Origin of the sequence: Bradyrhizobium sp. 195 (assembly GCF_023101665.1) — a bacterium.
Taxonomy (GTDB): domain Bacteria; phylum Pseudomonadota; class Alphaproteobacteria; order Rhizobiales; family Xanthobacteraceae; genus Bradyrhizobium.
Window position 1 is genome coordinate 6,583,995 of sequence record NZ_CP082161.1, and the last position, 18,358, is coordinate 6,602,352.

The window sequence follows — 18,358 nt, forward strand, 5'->3', positions numbered from 1 at the left end:
TGACAGCGCGGCCGATCAATCGACGCTCAACTATTTCGCGCTCATCTTCTGCGCCTTGATGTAGTGCTTGCAGGCGCCACGCATATTGCCTTTGCTCATCTCGGTGTTGGCTGCAGCCATTTCCTTGGCCATCGCCTGCTTGGCGGGCGAATCCACGGTTCCCATCGCGGTCATCGACTTGCCGATCGCCTCGCCGGTACAGGGCTGCATCTTTGCCGCAGAAGCCGGCGAGGCCGCGAACGCGGCGAGCAGAACGGCCGAAAGCAACATCTTCATGGAATGTCTCCTCCGTAGAACGAAACCGGCGCCATGCCGGCCAACACGAGAGCCATTCTTCAGTGACAAGTTTTCAGGGAGAAGACATTTTCGTTGCTGCGCTGCCGTGCCAGCCCACAATTAGCGTGCGGCTTTTGGGCGCTCCCCGAGGCTGCCCGTCGCAACATCCGGCTCGCACGACGCCTTGCCGCGCCCCTCCGACTGGCAACGATAGACGTTGCCGGTGAGACGATCGACCAGCCACATGTTTTCCTCGGTCGGCCCCTCGAGGCCAACGTAGCGGGAGGTCATCCCCGTGATCAGCGTCGACAGCAGGATCGCCACCGCAATCATCGCAGCGCCGATATAGATGGGCATCGAGTTCAGGAACACTGTCCGATCAGGCGGGCCGCTGCGATAGAGCTGATTGTCACGTTGGTAGTCGGTCGGCCTCGGCACTGGATGGAACTCAGCTCCCGTTCGCGGACGAATTGTTGAATGATTGAAGCGTGATAGGCGGGGATCTGGACGAATTCTTGTTCGCGCGCGGGCCGCGCGGCGACGCCTTTGCGACGATCGGCGCACGCGGGTTTCCGGAGACCCAGGGAGCCGGTTCGAAGCAGCGATCGCGGCAGAAAAGGGTGACCTCGGCACGGCCGGCATTGGATGTGACCAAGATCACATCAAGCTCTTTGAACCTGCCCTAGGCTCGCAGCATCAAATCGCTATCAGGCGTAACACCGAGGATAGGACAATGACCCGTTTTGATAAGTTCTTTGGACTGAAGGCGATGACTCTCACCGCCGCACTGTCGATGACGGCGGGCCTGGCCATGGCCGGTGACAACAACGTCTCCACCGACAAGATCCTGGATGCACTGAAGCCCAAGCCGGCCACCCGGGGCCTGTCCGTCGGTCCGCAGACCGACACGACGGCGCAGGCCAAGGAAGCGACCTTCCTGAACACCGTACGCAACCGCTCGACCCGGTCGCTTTCGACGGGCGAGCGCGAGCAGATTGCGGAACTCGCCGCGACCAAGCCGAAAATCGACCTGGAGATCCAGTTCGACTACAACTCGGCCGACATCGCCAAGGCCTCGATGGCCTCGGTGCAGGCGCTCGGCAAGGCCCTGTCCGATCCGGCGCTCAAGGGCTCGACCTTCGTGGTCGCCGGCCATACCGACGCGACCGGTGGCGAAGAGTACAATCAAGGGCTCTCCGAGCGGCGCGCCGACACCATCAAGAAGTACTTGATGCAGAACTACGGCCTGAACGGCACCGATCTCGTCACTGTCGGTTACGGCGAGACCAAGCTGAAGGACACCGCCAACGGCGCCGACCCGATCAACCGCCGCGTCCAGGTCGTGAACATGGACACCAAGACCGCGTCGAAATAAGTTCTAGGCATTCATCGTAACAACCACGCCGCCTGCCACCCTGGCAGGCGGCGTTATCATATCCAGTTCTGGAACAGCATCAGCCGGCCGAATGTTCGCATGGAGATGCCGACGTAAGCTGCGGAAACCGGCAGCATCACCGCAAAGCCGGCCGCGGCGACGCCGACATAGGCCCACAGCAGCCAGCGCGGCAGCCCTTCCCGGCGCAGCACATAGACCAGCGCGAGCGACGCCGCGGTCGCGGCCGGCAGGTAATAGTAGATGAAGCCGAGTGTGCGCGGCAGCAACGCCCAGGCGAGCCACGGCCCGAAATAGAACGCCGCGATCAGGAACGCATCCCAGCGCCGCGCCACGATGAAATCGCGTAGCACCACAATGAGCGCGATCAGCGCCGGCCACAACACCAGCGGATTGCCGAGAAAGACGATCGCGGCGACGTTGTCCTCCGCGCTCTTGTCGAACAGGAACCAGACGGGACGAGCGAGCAGCGGCCAGGACGGCCACGAACTCATATAAGTGTGGCCGGCAATCGCGGTCGTCGTGTTGTCGGCGAAGATCCGGCGCTGCGCCTCGACCAGGTCCGGCAGCGACAGGCCGTAGAGCGGAACGAAGGCGGCAAGGTAAGCCACGCCTGGCAGGACGGCGAAGCACAGCGCGACATGGTGCAGCCTGAAGCCGGGCCAGAGGTCCGGCCGATACCAGTCGTCCGGCTTCGCGTCGGCGAACAGGGTGCGCCAGCCCTGCATCAGACGGATCACCGCAACGATGACGATACAGACGCCGAGCGGAAAAAGGCCGCTCCATTTGCAGGCTGCGGCCAGACCGAACAGGCCGCCGGCGAGCGCGAACAGCGCCTGCGGCCGCTCTCGTCGAAAACCATGCATGAAGGCCGCGGTCGCGAGCAGACCGAAGCCGAGCGCAAAGATATCGAGCATGGCGATGCGCGCCTGCACGTACAGCATCTGGTTCAGCCCGGCGATCAGCGCCGCCGCGATGGCGGGCCCTTGCGCGGAGAACAGCGCGAGGCCGCACAGATAGATCGCGACGATCGCCAATGCGCCGAGCAATGTCGCGGGATAGCGCCAGCCGAGCGCGTTGTCGCCAAACGCCGCGATCGAGGCCGCGATCAGTTCCTTTCCCAGCGGCGGATGCATCGGATTGAGCATCGGCTGCGACATCGCCGGTGCCAGCATCTGCCGCGCCGCCGGCACGTAGTGCACCTCGTCGAAGACGAATTTCTCCGGTGTCGTCAGTCCGATCAGGAGCGCAAGATGAGCGACCAGGAAAATTGCGACAGCAATGACTGTGCTCCGCGACATCTTTGGAACTGCGGACGGTTCAAGCGGCTGCTGTGGGGATGTTTTGCGTGGCAAATTTGCGTCACCGCGGACAAAAAAAGAGATCGCGATTTTCATTGAACGCATTCTGCCTCAACTGTCACTAAGCATAGCGCACGTCCCGCGCTGCTTGTGATAAATTCGCCACATCGCAAGCATGCGCAATCCGGTACGATCAGGGACATATCGATCGGTTGCGAAATGAATTTGCATTTCTGGTTTTTCTCCACCCTGTTGTCGGCCGCATTATGTGCGGCGCCTTGCGCGCTGGCACAGACGCGCGTCGGCGAAGCCGTCGTGATCCAGAACGAAGTGGTGCGCGTGACCGCGACCACGACGCCGATCAGCGTCGGCGACAGCATGCTGCGCGACGAGACCGTGCGCACCGGCGCCGACAGCGCGGCGCGCTTCGTGATGGCCGACAGCACCAATCTGTCGCTCGGGCCGAGCGCCACGCTCAAGCTCGACCGCACCGTGTTCAACGACGAGCGCAGCTATCGCGACGTCGCGATCCGCATGACCACCGGCGCATTCCGTTTCGTCACCGGACACTCCGAGAAGACCGCCTACAAGATCACGACGCCGCTTGCGACCATCGGCGTGCGGGGCACCACGCTCGATATCCTCTCGCAGCGCGGCCGCTCCGTCGTCGTGCTTCAGGACGGCGCGGCCAGCGTCTGCACGAAGAGCTCCCAGTGCGTGCAACTCACTCAGCCTGGCGACACCGCGATCATCACCTCGACCGGCGGCAAGGTGAGCATCACCAAGTCCAGTACGCCGCCCTGGACCTTCGCCGCCAACTGCGCAGCGAGCGCCGGGCTGTGCGCGGTCAACCAGTACGCCGGCGCCTCGCCGACCATCACGCCCGCCGTCCAGGACGACGGCATGCTGTGCGGGCGTTGACAATGGCGAAGTTCAACGTCAGCCGCCTCATCCTTGCCGCTGTGCTGACCGCAACCGCGGCGTTTGCGCTTGTCGCATTGAATGCCCGCCCGGCGGCTGCGCAGGCGGCGGAGTGCGAGTCCGGGTGCGGTGAACCGAATCCCAATCCGTCCCCGACCTATTCTCCGTCCCCGTATCCGTCACCCACTCCTACGCCCTCCCCATCGCCGAGCCCCTATCCGTCGCCCTCGCCGAGCCCGTATCCTCCGCCGTCCGGACCCACCGGCGCCGATTCCAGCGGCAATTCGATCGGCGGCCTCGCGGGCCAGCGCTTCAACCAGATGATCACCAACCGGGTGCTCGGCACGGTTCTGCTCGGCGTCAACGAGCAGGTCAATTGCAGCGACTGCATCAGCGCATTCGGCTCGGCCGGCTCGTTCTCGGCCGGCATCCACGGCCGCAAGGAGCTGACCAACAATCTGTCGCTGCTCGCCGGCATCGCCTACACGCACTACAACGAGGGCGGCTACAAGATCACGAGCGCGCCGATCGGTGCGTTCGCGCTGCGCTACGACTTCACCGATTGGGGCTCCTCGCGCCCGTTCTTCGACGTCGGAACGATCCTGACGCCGTGGGAGAAGGCGCGCTACACCCGCAGCTACAACACCAGTCTCGGTCCGGTGAGCGTGACCAGTTCGACCAACGCCTCGAACTACGCCGTCTACGGCCGCGCCGGCTGGATGAGCCGCGTGTCGCCGCGCGACGAGGTCGCAGCTTCGATCGAGGTCTGGCAGCTCTGGCAGCGCGTGTCGGGCTATACCGACAGCACGGTGGCCTTCAATCCGTTCGACGCCACCATCGCAACCGGCACCGACCGCACCAGCCTGGTCAAGATCGGCGGCCAGTGGACGCATCTCTACAGCAGCAACATCGAGGCCAACATCAACGGCGGCTGGGTGCAGTCGTTTGCGAGCCACAGCGGCATCGTCGCGACCGTGACCGGCAACGGCGTGGTGGTGCCGACCATGGGCAACCAGGGCTGGTTCGAATATGGCGGCCGCCTCGGCTTCCGCGTGCAAAAGGGCTGGGTCGTGGATCTCTTCGCCAACGGCACGCTGGGCCCGCAGCCGGTCGGCAACACCATCCACGGCGGCGTGGGGCTGCGGATCAATTACTGATGCGCCTGGGCGTGCTCTCGTAGGGTGGGCAAAGCGAAAGCGTGCCCACCACCTCTCTCAAACGGAAACAGATCGTGGGCACGGCGCATGCGCGCCTTTGCCCACCCTTGTAATAGCGCGATCGTTTATTCTCGACCCGTTCCATGAGGAATGGCCTGCCGCGGTTTGCACCCCGCGACAGGCCGCTGGCGATCGGATCGAGCCCACCCAGAGCAGTTTGTGGCTGCCCCGTAGCGTGATCGCGTCAGCACCTTCATCGGACCCGGATGGTTGCCGGAACAACTTGGTTCGCTTCACAAGGCAGGGTCGACGAAGATGACACAGACTAACATAACGACGGCCGGGATCGATACGTCCAAGGCTAAACTGGACATCGCGGTTCATGGTCGAACCGAACGCTGGCAGGTCGCCAATGCTTTACCGGGTTGGCGCGCTCTGGCAGCAAACCTGGCCAAGGCCGGCGTCACGCGGATCGGGATCGAGGCCACTGGCGGCTATGAACGTGGCGTGGTGGAGCATTTGCGATCGGCCGGTTTTACCGTGCTGTTGCTGCAGCCGCTTCAGGTCAAGGCCTTCGCCAAGGTCCATTTGCGCCGGGCCAAGAACGATGCGCTCGACGCCGTATTGATCGCCGCCTGTGCTGCGGCGCTCGATCCCCCTGAGATCGCGCCGGATCCGCGATTGACGGAATTGGCCGACTATCTGACCTTCCTTGAGCAGATCGAGGAAGATATCCGGCGCTTCAAGACGCGTCTCGAGCACATCGACGAGCCTGCGTTGCGACGCATCGTCAACAGCGACATCGCCCGGTTGAAGGCACGCAAGGCCGCGCAGATTCGTGACATTGCCAAGCGCCTTCGTGCCCACGACGCCCTAGCCATGCGGCTCAAGCTGGTGCTGAGCATTCCCGGCATCGGCGAGCGGACGGCGCTGGCGATCGTCATCCGCATGCCCGAACTCGGACGCGTCAGCCGGGAGCAAGCCGCAGCCCTGGCCGGGCTGGCTCCCTTCGATTCCGACAGCGGACAGCACAGAGGACAGCGCAAGATCGCCGGAGGCCGCAGCCGCCTACGGCGCTCCCTGTTCGCCGCGGCCCTTCCAGCTGCCTTCCGCTGGAACAAGGCCTTGATCGCGCTCTATGCACGCCTCATGGCAAGGGGCAAAGTCCACAACGCAGCACTAATCGCCTGCGCCAGGAAACTCCTGATCTACGCCAATACTGTCGTACAACGCGGCACGCCCTGGACCGAAAAAGTCGCCTAGCCTTTAATGGTTGCTACGGCACCTGTGTCGGCGTCACGCCGCCGACTTGCCTTCGAACGCGCGGCGCAACGCATCCACGTCGAGCTTCACCATCTTCATCATGGCCTGCATGGCGCGCGAGGCCGCGGCCCTGTCGGGGCTCGACAGGAACTCGAACATCACTTTCGGAACCACCTGCCAGGCGACGCCCCAGCGATCCCTGAGCCAGCCGCACTGCTCTGCCTTGCCGCCATGGGCGAGGAAGGCGTCCCAAACACTGTCGACCTGGGCCTGATCGTCGCAATGGATCATCAGCGAAATTGCGTGGGTGTACTCCATCTTCATGCCGCCGTTGAGCGCGACCAGCGGCTGGCCGGCCACCGTGAACTCGACGACGAGCACGGAGCCTTCCTTGCCGGAGGGGTTGTCGGACACATTGCGCTGGACGTGCGTGACTGCCGAATTCGGCACGAGCGAGGTGTAGAACTTCGCGGCTTCCTCGGCATCGCCGTTGAACCACATGCAGGGTACAAGCTTGGACATTGTGAGTGCTCCTCTTCGGTTGAGCGTTCGGAGGGCGGCGATCAGGAATTTGCCATGGCGGGCTGCGGCGGGACGGCCGCCATGTCCAGCCAGTTCACACCCCACATGTGGCCGTCCGGATCCTCGAAGCTACGGCCGTACATGAAGCTATACTCGTCCTTCGGGCTGGGATCGGCGACCCCGCCCGCCGCCTCGGCCTTGTCGACGATCGTGTCAACCTCGTTGCGGCTGTCGGCGGAAATGCAGAACAGCGCCTGGTTCGAGGTCTTTGCATCCGCGATCGGCTTCGGCGTGAAGTGGCGGAATTTGTCGTGGGTCGTCAGCATCACGTAGATGGCCTCGGAAAAGACCATGCAGCTCGCCGTGTCGTCGGAAAATTGCGGGTTCCGAGTCGCACCGACCGCCTCATAGAAGGTGGTCGCGCGCTTGAGGTCGGTCACCGGCAGATTGAGGAAAATCATCCTGGGCATCGGAGGCTCCTTGGGCGGGTTCTGCCCAAGGACGGACGGGGCGGCAGCCATCCGACACCGCCTCCGAATATTTTTTCTGCCGGCTCTGCCGCGCAGAACCGGCGGGGATCGTCAGACCCTACTTCTTCTCGTTCGGATCCCGGTGAATGGGATCGACCCACAGCACCGTTTCGGGCTTCTCGACCGGCTTGATGTCGAGGTTGATCGCCACCGCCTCGCCATCGCTGCGCACCAGTACGCATTCCAGCACCTCGTCGGGACTGGCGTTGATCTCCTGGTGCGGCACGTAAGGCGGGACGAAAATGAAATCGCCGGGGCCTGCCTCCGCGGTGAATTGCAGGCTCTCGCCCCAGCGCATCCGCGCCTTGCCCTTCACGACATAGATGACGCTTTCGAGATGACCGTGATGATGGGCGCCGGTCTTGGCATCCGGCTTGATGCTGACGGTGCCCGCCCACAATTTCTGTGCGCCGACGCGCGCGAAATTGATCGCGGCCGCGCGGTCCATGCCTGCCGTCGAGGGCACGTTGGTGTCGAGCTGGTTGCCGGGAACGACGCGCACGCCGTCATGTTTCCAGCGATCGTCGTGATCGTGGTCATGGTGGGAATGCGAATGATCATGGCCGGTCATGGGACTTGCTTTCTGTTGGTTCCGTGCGCGGCAAACTAACCCGAAGCTGCGCCCGCGAGCCATAGCAAAATCGGAACCCTCGTAGCCGCGGGACGTTGGCTTTGCGAACCAAGTGAAAGGAGAGTTTCATGGGTAGCACGACCGACAAGATCAAGGGCAACGCCAACGAAGCCATCGGCAAGGCCAAGCAAGGCATCGGTGAAGCCACCGGTTCCGACCGCATGAAGGGCGAAGGCGCAGTTCAGGAAGTGAAGGGCAAGGGCCAGCAGGCCATGGGCGATGCCAAGGACGCCGCGAAGGAAGCGATGGATCGCGCCGCGGCAGCCGCAAAGCGCGCGACGGAGTGACGCGCGAGCAAGCTTGAGAACGAAAAGACCGGCCGAAAGGCCGGTCTTTTTGTTTGCGCTCTCGTGGCACCGTCATTCCGGGGCGGTGCGAGAGCACCGAACCCGGAATCTCGAGATTCCGGGTCTGGTCCTTCGGACCATCCCGGAATGACGGCTACGCCGTCACTTCACCGCGAGCAATTCCACGTCGAACATCAGCGTTGCGTTCGGCGGGATCACGCCGCCGGCACCGCGGGCGCCGTAGCCGAGTTGCGGCGGGATGATCAGCGTGCGCTTGCCGCCAACCTTCATGGAGGCAACGCCCTCGTCCCAGCCGGCGATGACGCGGCCCTTGCCGATGGGGAATTCGAACGGCTCCTTGCGATCGACGGAGCTATCGAATTTCTTGCCCTTCTGGCCGTTCTCATAGAGCCAGCCGGTATAGTGCATCACGCAGATCTGGCCGGCCTGGGGCGAAGCACCGGTGCCGACGGTGGAATCGATGATCTGCAAGCCTGAAGCTGTGGTCATGGTCTTTCCTGCGGTCTGGGCCGAGGCCGTGGTGGAAACGAAATGCGACACGCCTGCGATCACCGTGATCGCGAGTGCCGACATCAGGGTGAGGAGCGCGCGCTGGAAACGCTGCATAAGGCACCTTCCGTTTGAGGCGGAAGGTGTCTAGCGCAACGCGGGTAGGGTTTCCACCCCTCAGACCTCGATATTTTCCAGCCGGACCGGGAGCTTGCGGATGCGCTGGCCGGTGGCGTGGTGGATCGCGTTGCAGATCGCAGCATTGGTGCCGACATTGGCGAGTTCGCCGAGTCCTTTGACGCCTGCCGGGTTGATATGATCGTCCTGCTCGGAGAGCATGATCACCTCGACGCCCGGGACGTCCGCATTCACCGGCACGAGGTAGTCGGCAAGATTGTCGTTGACGTAGCGCGCATTGCGCTCGTCGATTTCCGTCGCCTCCAGCATCGCCGAAGACATGCCCCAGATCAGGCCGCCCATCAGCTGGCTGCGCGCCGTGCGCGGGTTCATGATGCGGCCGCCGGCGAAGGCCCCGACCAGGCGGGGGCAGCGAATCTCGTGCGTGAAGCGGTTGACGCGGACCTCAACGAACTCCGCGCCGAAGGCATAGGCAATTTGGTCCTTCATCTGGTGGCCACCGACCAACCGGACTTGCCCGCTGTGCATGGCCTTGAACGAATCGAGCGGCGCACCTTCCGGCTTCCACTCGCCATATTCCTCGACCACGCCGACGCCGAGGGCATCGAACGCCTTCTCGATATCGAGCGGACGATCGCTCTTGGCGGCTCGGGTCGCCGGCGCCTGGCTGATGCCGACGGTCTCTTTGGCCTTGTCTGTGAGGCTGTCAGGCATCATTGCCTTGAACAGGCGCTGGCGAATCTGATCGCACACCATCATCACCGCCGAGCAGGTGCTCGCGGTCGAGTTCGATCCGCCGGCAACCGGTGCCGGTGGCAGATCGCTGTCACCCATGAAGACGGCGACTTTCTCGAGGGGCACGCCGAGCCGCTCGGCCGCGGTCTGGGCGATCACCGTGTAGGCACCGGTGCCGATCTCGTGACCGGCAATCTCGACACGGGTCCGGCCGTCACGCTGCAGGCGCACGCGCGCGGCAGACGGCGCCATCTGCGTCGGATAGCAGGTGGCGGCACAGCCATAGCCGATCAGCCAGTCGCCGTCCGACATCGATTTCGGCTGCGGCGAGCGCTGCGCCCAGCCGAACGCCTTGGCGGCCTCGTCGAAACAGGCCATCAGCGAGCGCGAAGTATAGGGCTTGCCGCCGATCGGCTCGACGGTGGTATCGTTGATGCGGCGAAGCTCGACCGGATCCATGTTCAGCTTCAACGCGAGCTCATCCATCGCGCTCTCCAGCGCGAACAGATACGGCACCTCCGGCGGCGAGCGCATGAAGCCGGGGGTGTTGCGATCGGCGCGCACGATCGAGACGAGGCTGGCGACGTTCGGACAGGCATAAAGCCGCGTCGTCGTCTTGGTGCCGCCGACGCAATAGGCGTCGGGACGCGAGGAGACTTCAGCCCCCTCATGCCTCAAAGCGAGCAGCTTGCCGTCCCGGCTGGCGCCAAGCTTGATCTCGTGCCGAGTCTCGGCGCGATGCGTCGTGATGGTAAACCCCTGGTCGCGGGTCGGGACCAGCTTGATCGGTCGGTTCAAGCGCTTGGCAATGCCCGCGATGATGGCGGTCCGCGGCGTCATCGAGCCGCGCGAACCAAAACCGCCGCCAACATAGGGATTGACCACGCGCACCTTGTCGGCGTCGATGCCGAGCTGCTCGGCAACGCCGTTCTTCAGGCCGTAGACGAACTGGCTACCCTCATAGATGACGAGGTTGCCGCCCATCCACACGCAGCTGGTCGAGAACAGCTCCATCGGATTGTGATGCTGCGTCGGCGTCTCGTAGGAGGCGGTTACCTTGACCTCGGCCGCGTCGAACGCCTTGGCGAAATCGCCGACCTCGGGGTCTTCCTTGAACTGGGCACTCTGCCCCTTCGCGGCTGCCGTGGTTGTCCCGGGCGAGTCGAACGTGGCACTCGGTGCGGTGGCGGTGTAGCTGACTTTGACCCGGTTGGCCGCCTCGCGCGCGGCCTCATAACTTTCCGCGACGACGACAGCGATGATCTGGCCGTCATGGGCGATATCGGCCGACTTCAGCGGCTGGATCGTCGTGCCCGCATAACCGCCATTGCTGAACAGCTTCGACTCCTTCAGCTTCGGTGCGTTCTCGTGGGTGACGATATCAATCACGCCGCGGACACGCTTGGCGCCATCGAGATCGAAACCGTCGATGCGCCCCCTGGCAATCGCACTGGTGACCAGGAATGCATAAGCCGGATTGTCCAGCGGCATGTCGGAGGCGTAGGTCGCGCGCCCCGTGACTTTTGCGGCAGCATCATAGCGCGGCACCGGCTTGCCCATATTCACCTTCGGCTCGGGAGCTGCAGCGGTCATGATCGGATCTCCATCGTTACGGCCTGCTGGAGCGCGCGCGCCACTACGCGCTTGCCGAGCGCGATCTTGAAGCTGTTGTGCCGACGGCCCTTGGCGTCTGCGAAGGCGGCATCCGCGACGCGCTGCGCCAGGCCGTCATCGAACTTCTGCCCCTTCAACACTGCCTCCGCCTCTCGCGCGCGCCAGGGCACGGTGGCGACGCCGCCAAGGGCGATCCGCACGTCCCTGATTGTGCCCTCTTGTACGTCGAGCGCGACCGCAGCCGACGACAGCGCGAACTCATAGGATTGCCGGTCGCGCGCCTTCAGGTACACCGAACGCGGCCAGCGGCCGGAGATGGAGAAGGCCGAGATCAGCTCGCCCGGCCGAAGCGTCGTCTCGATGTCGGGCGTATTGCCGGGCGCCTTGTGTAACTCTGCGAACGGCATTTTGCGCGTGCCGGATCTGCCGGTGATCTCGACCATGGCGTCGAGCGCGATCAGGGCCTGGGCAAAATCGCCGGGATAGGTCGCAATGCATTGATCGGAGGCGCCGAGCACGGCATGCATGCGGTTGACGCCGTCCATGGCGGCACAGCCGGAGCCGGGATTGCGCTTGTTGCAATTCCCATAGGAGACATCGCGGAAATAGCTGCAACGCGTCCGCTGCATCACGTTGCCGCCGAGCGTCGCCATATTGCGCAGCTGGGCGCTCGCGGCGAGCTTCAGCGAATTTGCGATCACCGGGTAGTGGCGCTGGATCTCCTCATGCGCGGCGACATCCGACATCTTCGCGAGCGCGCCGAGGCGGAGGCCGTCGCCCTTGGGCTCGATTGCCGACCAACCGTCCGCAAGCGGATTGATATCGACGACCGAGGTCGGCCGCATCACGTCGAGCTTCATCAAGTCGATCAACGTGGTGCCGCCCGCAAGCGGCTGCGCTGCAGCCTTGGTCAACGCATCGTTCGACGCCGCGGCGGCGCTGAGCGCCTGCAGGGCCACGGTCGGATCTGTTGCCCTTTGATACGAGAAAGGTCGCATGCGTCTAGCCTTTCATGATCTCGGGCGCGGCCTGCTTCACGGCCGCAACGATGTTGGGATAGGCAGCGCAGCGGCAGATGTTGCCGCTCATATATTCGCGGATGTCGGCCTCGCTCCCCGCATGCCCCTCCTTGACGCAGGCCACGGCTGACATGATCTGGCCGGGCGTACAGTAGCCGCATTGGAATGCATCGTTGTCCACAAAGGCCTGCTGCATCGGATGCAGGCGGTCGTCGGTGGCGAGGCCCTCGATCGTCGTGATCTCCTGCCCTTCCGCGGCGAGTGCGAGCGTGAGACACGACACCACCCGCCGGTCGTCGATCAGCACGGTGCAGGCGCCGCACTGGCCATGGTCGCATCCCTTCTTGCTGCCGGTGAGCTTGAGATGTTCGCGCAGCGCGTCGAGCACCGTGGTGCGGGCATCAATGCTCAGGCGCTTGTCCTTGCCGTTGACCCGAAGGGTGACGTCGACGGGAAGCGACGGATCCTGTGCGACCGGGGCCCTGGCCTCCTCTGCGGCGGCGCGCGCCGTCATCGGGACGAGCGCACTGCCAGCGGCGCCGGCCATGAAGGCGCGCCGATCGAATGCTGATTGCCTGGAACTTGATTTGTCGGACATCGACGCCTCCGCCGCTTCTTGCCAAGCAGCGCACGCCTGCACCGCCCATCGCCCCTTAACCTGAAGCGATGAGCTCCGTTCCGAACGAGAAAGGGCGATGCAGAAATTGCCGCATCGCCCTTCGTCAACTTTTCCTGATCTTGTGCGGGGAACTCGCGCGCGCGATCAGTACCCCAACGCGCAGCCGTCCTTGCGCGGATCGGAACCGCCGGTCAGCGTGCCCTTGTCCCAATCGATCCAGATTGCCTGAGCGCCGCCGAGCGGACCGACCACGCTGGTCGTCTTGTGGCCGAGCTTCTTCAGGCCTTCGACGATCGCAGCCGGCACGCTGTCCTCGAGCTGATACTGGCCCTCGTAGTGCAGACCGCGCGGCATATCGATCGCCTCCTGCACGTCGCAGCCATAGTCGAGGATGTTGGTCACGACGCGGGTCTGGCCGACCGGCTGGTACTGTCCGCCCATCACCGCGAACGGCATTACGGAGCGGCCGTCCTTGGTGAGCAGGCTCGGCATGATCGTGTGCAGCGGGCGCTTGCCACCGGCGATACAGTTGGGGTGGCCGGGCTGAATGCGGAAGCCGCCGGCGCGGTTCTGGAACAAGACGCCGGTCTTGTTCGAGACGATCGCCGAGCCGAACGAATGCGCGATCGAGTTGATGAACGAGCAGACGTTGCGGTCCTTGTCCACGACGGTGATGTAGATGGTCGAGGGATTCATCGGCGGCGCAACGTTCGGCAGGTCGAGCATGCCGTCCATGCGAATCTTGGCGATGTGCTCGTCGCAGAACTCCTTGGCAAGGATCTTGGCGACCTCGATCTGCATGTGCTCAGGGTCGGCGACATGCAGCTCGCGATGCATGTAGGCGATGCGCGCAGCTTCCGCCTCGAGATGAAAGCGCTCGATGCTGAGCGGCGCGTATTTCGTCAGGTCGAACCGCGACAGGATGTTGAGCATCAGCAGCATGGTGAGGCCGGGTCCGTTCGGCGGGCACTGCCAGACATCGTAGCCCTTGTACATGGTGCCGATCGGTGACGTCGTCTCGGTGGTGTGCGCGGCGAAATCGTCGAGCGTGTGCAGGCCGCCGATCCCGCGCAAAGTCTCGACCATGTCTTCCGCGATCGTGCCCTTGTAGAAGGCATCGCGGCCGTCCTTGGCGATCGCGCGCAGCGTCTTGCCGAGCTCGGCCTGGCGGATGAAGTCGCCGGCCACCGGCGACTTGCCGCCCGGCAACAAATAACGCACGGTGTTGGTGCCACCCTTCAGCTTCTCGAACTGGTTCTTCCAGTCGAAAGCGATGCGGGGCGCGACGACGTAGCCTTCCTCGGCCGCCTTGATCGCGGGCTGCAGCAGCCGGTCGAAGCCGAACTTGCCGTGATCGCGCAAGACGGTCGCGAAGGCGTCGACCACACCGGGAATCGACACCGCATGCGCCGAGGTCAACGGCACGGAGTTGATCTTGCGTTCGAGATACCAGTCGGCGTTTGCCGCCTTCGGCGCGCGGCCGGAGCCGTTATAGGCGATGATCTTGCCCTCACCCCGCGGCTGGATCAGCGCAAAGCAGTCGCCGCCGATGCCGGTCGATTGCGGCTCGATCACGCCGAGCAGGGCCGAGCCGGCGACCGCGGCATCCACCGCCGTGCCGCCCTCACGCAGCACCTCGATCGCTGCGAGCGAGGCCTGCGGGTGCGAGGTCGCTACCATCGCGTTGGTGGCGTGGACCGTGGACCTGCCGGGGAAATGGAAGTTTCTCATCGAATTTCTTGCTCTCTTGGCCGGGAATGCGCGCGCCGCGCCGTCTTAGGAAAAACCGGGTCTACATGACACATTCCAGCCGGCCGGGGCAATGCTGGCATACCAGGAAATGGCTGCCATCCGCTGGGCGTATAGACCTTTCGCGGCCAGCGGCCATGCGGGTTTTCTGAGCGGCGATCGCCTGCTAAACGAGCCGCCATGTCTGATCCGAATTCGGTCACCAAGGTCGCCGCCTTCTATCAATTCGCCGCCCTCCCGGATTACCGCGAGCTGCGCGAGCCGCTGCGCGCGTTCTGCGCCGGCCTTAAGCTAAAAGGCAGCGTGCTGCTCGCGCAGGAGGGCATCAACGGCACGCTCGCCGGCGCGCCGGTGGCGATCGACGCCCTCGCTGATGAGCTGGCGCACGGCGACATGTTCGGCGGCCGGCTCGACGATCTCGAATTGAAATTCTCGACCGCCGAGGCGATGCCGTTCGGGCGGCTCAAGGTGCGCCTGAAGAAGGAGATCGTCACGCTTGGCGATGAGGCAGCCGATCCAACCCGCCAGGTCGGCACCTACGTCGATGCGAGCGAATGGAACGCGCTGATCTCTGCGCCCGACACGCTGCTGCTCGACACCCGCAACGCCTTCGAGGTGGCGATGGGCACGTTCGAGGGCGCCGTCGATCCCGGCATCAGGAGCTTTGGCCAGTTCAAGGATTATGCCGAAGCTGCGCTTGATCCCGCAAAGCACCGCAGGATCGCGATGTTCTGCACCGGCGGCATCCGCTGCGAGAAGGCGAGCGCGCATCTGCTCGCGCGCGGCTTTGCCGAGGTCTATCACCTCAAGGGCGGCATCCTCAAATATCTGGAAGAGGTGCCGGAGGCGCAGAGCCGCTGGCGCGGCGAATGCTTCGTGTTCGACGAGCGCGTCGCGCTCGGCCACGGTTTGCGCGAGCGGAACTTGCTGGAACAAGATATGGGGCAAGGCCGTGACGAATGAGATCAAGAGTCTGGGCGAGCGCATCGACACGCTGGAGACGCGGCTCGCCTATCAGGACGACACGATCGAGACGCTGAACCAGACCATCACCGCGCAGTGGAAGCAGATCGATCTGCTGACGCGGAAGATCGCGGAGCTCGGCGAGCGGCTGCAGGAAGCCGAGGCCAATGCGCCTGGTCCCGCCAACGAGCCTCCGCCGCATTATTGAGCTCTCGTGCCCCGGGCGCAGCGCAGCGCCCTTAGCGATGCGCTGCTGAACCGGGGCCCACTATAGTGGCGAAGACAGAGCCTGGGTCCCGGCTCAGCGCCGCACCGTTTCACGCTGCGTCGCATCCGGGACACGATGGCTGTTACAGCGGCCGTCTTACTGGCCGGATGCCCTGGGCAGCAGGAGGTCCACGACCTCGACGGACATCATCAGGCGGTCGCGGCCTGCGTCCTTGGCGGCGTAGAGCGCCCGGTCGGCAGCTTCAACCAGCGAGGTCACGCCGGCCGTGCGCTCCAGCGCCGGCCGGCAGGTCGCGCCGCCGAGCGAGGCGGTGACGCATCCAGACGCTTGATTGCTGCTATGAACGAGGCCGGCCTCGTGAATGGCAGTGCGGATCCGTTCGCCGATCCGGGCGCAGCCGGCGGCATCGGTATTCGGCAGAAGCATGGCGAATTCCTCGCCGCCATAGCGCGCCGCCAGATCACCGGCGCGCTGCGTCTCGGCCGCGATGATCTTTGCGACCAGGCGCAGGCAGGCATCGCCCGCGGGATGGCCGTATTCGTCGTTATAGGCCTTGAAGTGATCCACATCGATCATGAGCAAAGCGAGGCTGGAGCGATCGCGATAGGCGCGCGCCCATTCCTCCTTCAGCCGCTCGTCGAAGCGGCGGCGATTGGCAAGGCCGGTGAGGCTGTCCTCGATCGCAAGCGTCTCGAGCCTGGTTTCCAGCTTCTTGTGCTCGGTGATGTCGCGGGAGATCGCGACCACCCCGTCGACGCGGCCATTGTCCTTGCGCGTCACCCGCATGGTCGATTCGAGCCAGACTTCGCCGTTGTCCCGGTGCGAGTTGCGGTAGGTGAGGCGCGCCTCCTCCCTCTCGCCACGTTTCATGGCGTCGACGATCGTCTGGACCTCCGGCAGATCCTCCGGATTGATGCCCGCCAGTGCCGGCGTGCCCATCAACTGATTGGCGCGCCAGCCGACGACGCGCGCGGACGAGGGCGAGACATAGCGCAGCCGCTCGTCGAGCCCGATGCGGGTCACCATGTCGCTGGAGCCTTCCGCGAGCAGGCGGAAATGCGCCTCCTTCTCGGTCAGGGCCGCGGCCATGCGCTGGCCCCGCTGCAACTGCCGCACCAGCACCGCGCCGATGACCGCAATCAGCATCACCAGCGCGATGACGTAGAGCATGCGGGAGATTGCCGAGGCGCGCCAGGGCGCCAGCAGTTCGGCCTTGTCGACGGTGGCGAGCAGGAGGAGCGGATAGCGGCTGCTGCGCTTGAAGAAGCTGACGCGCTCGGCGCCGTCCAGCGGCGACTTGAAATGATAGGCGCCGCTCGGCCGCTGCAGGCTGGCGTCGCGGAACAAGGGCTTGTCGGAAACACTGCGTCCGACGAATGTCTCGTTGCTGGGATTGCGCGCGATCATCAGGCCGTCGCCATGCGTGAGCGACACCGAGCTGTTGCGGCCGATCTCGAACTGTTCGTAGAAATGCGAAAGATATTTCGAGCTGATGGTGGCGAGCACGACGCCGCCGAAGCTGCCGTCCGGCTTGTTGAAGCGGCGCGACAGGGTGACCACCCATTCACCGTCGAGCAAGCTCTTCACGGGGCGGCCCAGATAGGCCTCGCGCTTGGGTGAGAGCTGGTGATGGCGGAAGAAGGCATCGTCGGTGAGGGTCGAACCGATCGTGCCGGGCGAGGTCAGCCAATTGCCCTGATCGTCGATGATGGCGAGGCTGTGGATGCGCTCGATCGCCTTCTTGCGCGCATCCAGCAGGGTGCGCAGTTTCGCGATCGTGGCAGGCCCGGCGCCGTCCATCTCCAGCCGGCTGACGACGCCGACGACACCGGAATCCAGGAGATCGAGGCTGTCCTCGGCATGCTGTGTCAGCGAACGCGCGACGTTCGCCATCTCGGTCTCGGCACCCCTCAGCACTGCATCGCGCGCGGCCCATTCGCGCCAGCCACTGACGCCGAGGATGGTCACGCAGGTGAGCACGACGAACGCCGCCGCGCGCAGCGGCAGGCGACTCCATCCAGCTCGTTGGCTAACAGCGTTCATGCGGCAGAGTTCTCCGATGTTTCGGAACCTCTGCCGCTTCTGTTATTGAACTCTGAAAGTACCGCCGGAATAGGCCGCAATAGGCCCGTTTTCCGTAGTCGTACGGACGCTCGGGATCAGCGCATCGCTAACAGGATATTAGCAAGCTGATCGGAATCCGGCGTCGGCCTCCGCTAGCTGAAGATGGCCTTAACCTTGTCCCAGAGCGAGGGATTGTCGGCATCCGCGTCGGCCTTCGAGGGCGTCGGCTGGGTGGCGCTCACGGGATCGGACGCGGGAAAGCTGTCTTTCAGCCCGGCATCGAGCTTGGTGTGGCGGTCGGCAGCGAGCGCTTCGTGCAGATCGTCGGCGTGCTTGTCAGGCGGCGCGGGATTGAATGTCTCAGCCATGATGTCCTCCATCGGCTGGTCAACGCGGCCCTGTTGCGCTGGTTCCCCTGTTCCGCTGCGGGCCGAGGC

The 18,358-nt window shown here is 64.4% G+C and carries 20 protein-coding genes; 7 read left to right on the forward strand and 13 right to left on the reverse strand.

Annotated features, from left to right (window positions below; all coding sequences use genetic code 11):
- Window positions 1-30: 30 nt before the first annotated feature.
- Window positions 31-276 (reverse strand): hypothetical protein, encoded by a 246-nt coding sequence (locus IVB26_RS30790; RefSeq protein WP_247318413.1) that lies wholly within the window; start codon window positions 274-276, stop codon window positions 31-33.
- 120 nt (window positions 277-396) lie between these two features.
- Window positions 397-633, reverse strand: a complete 237-nt coding sequence (locus IVB26_RS30795) for a hypothetical protein (protein ID WP_247973311.1) — start codon at window positions 631-633, stop codon at window positions 397-399.
- Window positions 634-1,009: 376 nt separating this feature from the next.
- Between IVB26_RS30795 and IVB26_RS30800 the strand changes: the two genes are divergently transcribed.
- On the forward strand, window positions 1,010-1,651 hold the full coding sequence (locus tag IVB26_RS30800) for an OmpA family protein (RefSeq protein ID WP_247968801.1): 642 nt from the start codon (window positions 1,010-1,012) through the stop codon (window positions 1,649-1,651).
- Between the two features lie 56 nt (window positions 1,652-1,707).
- Here the strand turns inward: IVB26_RS30800 and IVB26_RS30805 are convergent, their stop codons facing one another.
- On the reverse strand, window positions 1,708-2,970 hold the full coding sequence (locus IVB26_RS30805; RefSeq protein ID WP_247968802.1) for a phospholipid carrier-dependent glycosyltransferase: 1,263 nt from the start codon (window positions 2,968-2,970) through the stop codon (window positions 1,708-1,710).
- A gap of 219 nt (window positions 2,971-3,189) precedes the next feature.
- On the opposite strand from IVB26_RS30805, the gene IVB26_RS30810 reads away from it, so the two are divergent.
- From IVB26_RS30810 to IVB26_RS30820, 3 genes are all read left to right on the forward strand, one after another.
- A complete protein-coding gene (locus IVB26_RS30810) occupies window positions 3,190-3,891 on the forward strand; it encodes a FecR family protein (RefSeq protein WP_247968803.1) in 702 nt (233 codons plus the stop codon).
- A gap of 2 nt (window positions 3,892-3,893) precedes the next feature.
- Window positions 3,894-5,048: a hypothetical protein gene (locus IVB26_RS30815; RefSeq protein WP_247968804.1), complete on the forward strand. Its 1,155-nt coding sequence runs from the start codon at window positions 3,894-3,896 to the stop codon at window positions 5,046-5,048.
- 315 nt (window positions 5,049-5,363) lie between these two features.
- On the forward strand, window positions 5,364-6,311 hold the full coding sequence (locus tag IVB26_RS30820; protein WP_247968116.1) for an IS110 family RNA-guided transposase: 948 nt from the start codon (window positions 5,364-5,366) through the stop codon (window positions 6,309-6,311).
- A 33-nt stretch (window positions 6,312-6,344) separates the two neighbouring features.
- Here IVB26_RS30820 and IVB26_RS30825 read toward each other — a convergent pair whose 3' ends face one another.
- The 3 genes from IVB26_RS30825 to IVB26_RS30835 all read right to left on the reverse strand — a co-directional run bounded on the left by IVB26_RS30825 (window position 6,345) and on the right by IVB26_RS30835 (window position 7,934).
- Window positions 6,345-6,833, reverse strand: a complete 489-nt coding sequence (locus tag IVB26_RS30825) for a VOC family protein (protein ID WP_247968805.1) — start codon at window positions 6,831-6,833, stop codon at window positions 6,345-6,347.
- Window positions 6,834-6,874: 41 nt separating this feature from the next.
- Window positions 6,875-7,303, reverse strand: coding sequence for a VOC family protein (locus IVB26_RS30830; protein ID WP_247968806.1), 429 nt, complete (start codon window positions 7,301-7,303; stop codon window positions 6,875-6,877).
- Window positions 7,304-7,421: 118 nt separating this feature from the next.
- Complete coding sequence (locus tag IVB26_RS30835; RefSeq protein ID WP_247968807.1) at window positions 7,422-7,934, reverse strand: cupin domain-containing protein; 513 nt, start codon at window positions 7,932-7,934, stop codon at window positions 7,422-7,424.
- Between the two features lie 128 nt (window positions 7,935-8,062).
- On the opposite strand from IVB26_RS30835, the gene IVB26_RS30840 reads away from it, so the two are divergent.
- Complete coding sequence (locus IVB26_RS30840; RefSeq protein WP_246927548.1) at window positions 8,063-8,281, forward strand: CsbD family protein; 219 nt, start codon at window positions 8,063-8,065, stop codon at window positions 8,279-8,281.
- 162 nt (window positions 8,282-8,443) lie between these two features.
- Here the strand turns inward: IVB26_RS30840 and IVB26_RS30845 are convergent, their stop codons facing one another.
- From IVB26_RS30845 to ggt, 5 genes are all read right to left on the reverse strand, one after another.
- Window positions 8,444-8,908 carry an FKBP-type peptidyl-prolyl cis-trans isomerase gene (locus IVB26_RS30845; protein WP_212092113.1) on the reverse strand — a complete coding sequence of 155 codons (465 nt, stop codon included), beginning with the start codon at window positions 8,906-8,908 and terminating at the stop codon, window positions 8,444-8,446.
- Window positions 8,909-8,968: 60 nt separating this feature from the next.
- Complete coding sequence (locus IVB26_RS30850) at window positions 8,969-11,257, reverse strand: xanthine dehydrogenase family protein molybdopterin-binding subunit (protein WP_247968808.1); 2,289 nt, start codon at window positions 11,255-11,257, stop codon at window positions 8,969-8,971.
- Window positions 11,254-12,276, reverse strand: coding sequence for an FAD binding domain-containing protein (locus tag IVB26_RS30855; RefSeq protein ID WP_247968809.1), 1,023 nt, complete (start codon window positions 12,274-12,276; stop codon window positions 11,254-11,256). Before IVB26_RS30855 ends, IVB26_RS30850 begins: the two co-directional genes overlap by 4 nt.
- A gap of 4 nt (window positions 12,277-12,280) precedes the next feature.
- On the reverse strand, window positions 12,281-12,895 hold the full coding sequence (locus IVB26_RS30860; RefSeq protein WP_247968810.1) for a (2Fe-2S)-binding protein: 615 nt from the start codon (window positions 12,893-12,895) through the stop codon (window positions 12,281-12,283).
- A 165-nt stretch (window positions 12,896-13,060) separates the two neighbouring features.
- Window positions 13,061-14,647, reverse strand: coding sequence for a gamma-glutamyltransferase (gene ggt, locus IVB26_RS30865; RefSeq protein WP_247968811.1), 1,587 nt, complete (start codon window positions 14,645-14,647; stop codon window positions 13,061-13,063).
- A gap of 198 nt (window positions 14,648-14,845) precedes the next feature.
- On the opposite strand from ggt, the gene trhO reads away from it, so the two are divergent.
- Window positions 14,846-15,628, forward strand: a complete 783-nt coding sequence (trhO, locus tag IVB26_RS30870; protein WP_247968812.1) for an oxygen-dependent tRNA uridine(34) hydroxylase TrhO — start codon at window positions 14,846-14,848, stop codon at window positions 15,626-15,628.
- Window positions 15,618-15,836, forward strand: coding sequence for a SlyX family protein (locus IVB26_RS30875; protein WP_212092107.1), 219 nt, complete (start codon window positions 15,618-15,620; stop codon window positions 15,834-15,836). The genes trhO and IVB26_RS30875 overlap by 11 nt, the downstream gene beginning before the upstream one ends.
- 156 nt (window positions 15,837-15,992) lie before the next feature.
- Here the strand turns inward: IVB26_RS30875 and IVB26_RS30880 are convergent, their stop codons facing one another.
- Both IVB26_RS30880 and IVB26_RS30885 read right to left on the reverse strand, forming a co-directional pair.
- Window positions 15,993-17,900: a sensor domain-containing diguanylate cyclase gene (locus IVB26_RS30880; RefSeq protein WP_247968813.1), complete on the reverse strand. Its 1,908-nt coding sequence runs from the start codon at window positions 17,898-17,900 to the stop codon at window positions 15,993-15,995.
- Window positions 17,901-18,073: 173 nt separating this feature from the next.
- Complete coding sequence (locus IVB26_RS30885; RefSeq protein WP_247968814.1) at window positions 18,074-18,289, reverse strand: hypothetical protein; 216 nt, start codon at window positions 18,287-18,289, stop codon at window positions 18,074-18,076.
- Window positions 18,290-18,358 lie beyond the last annotated feature (69 nt).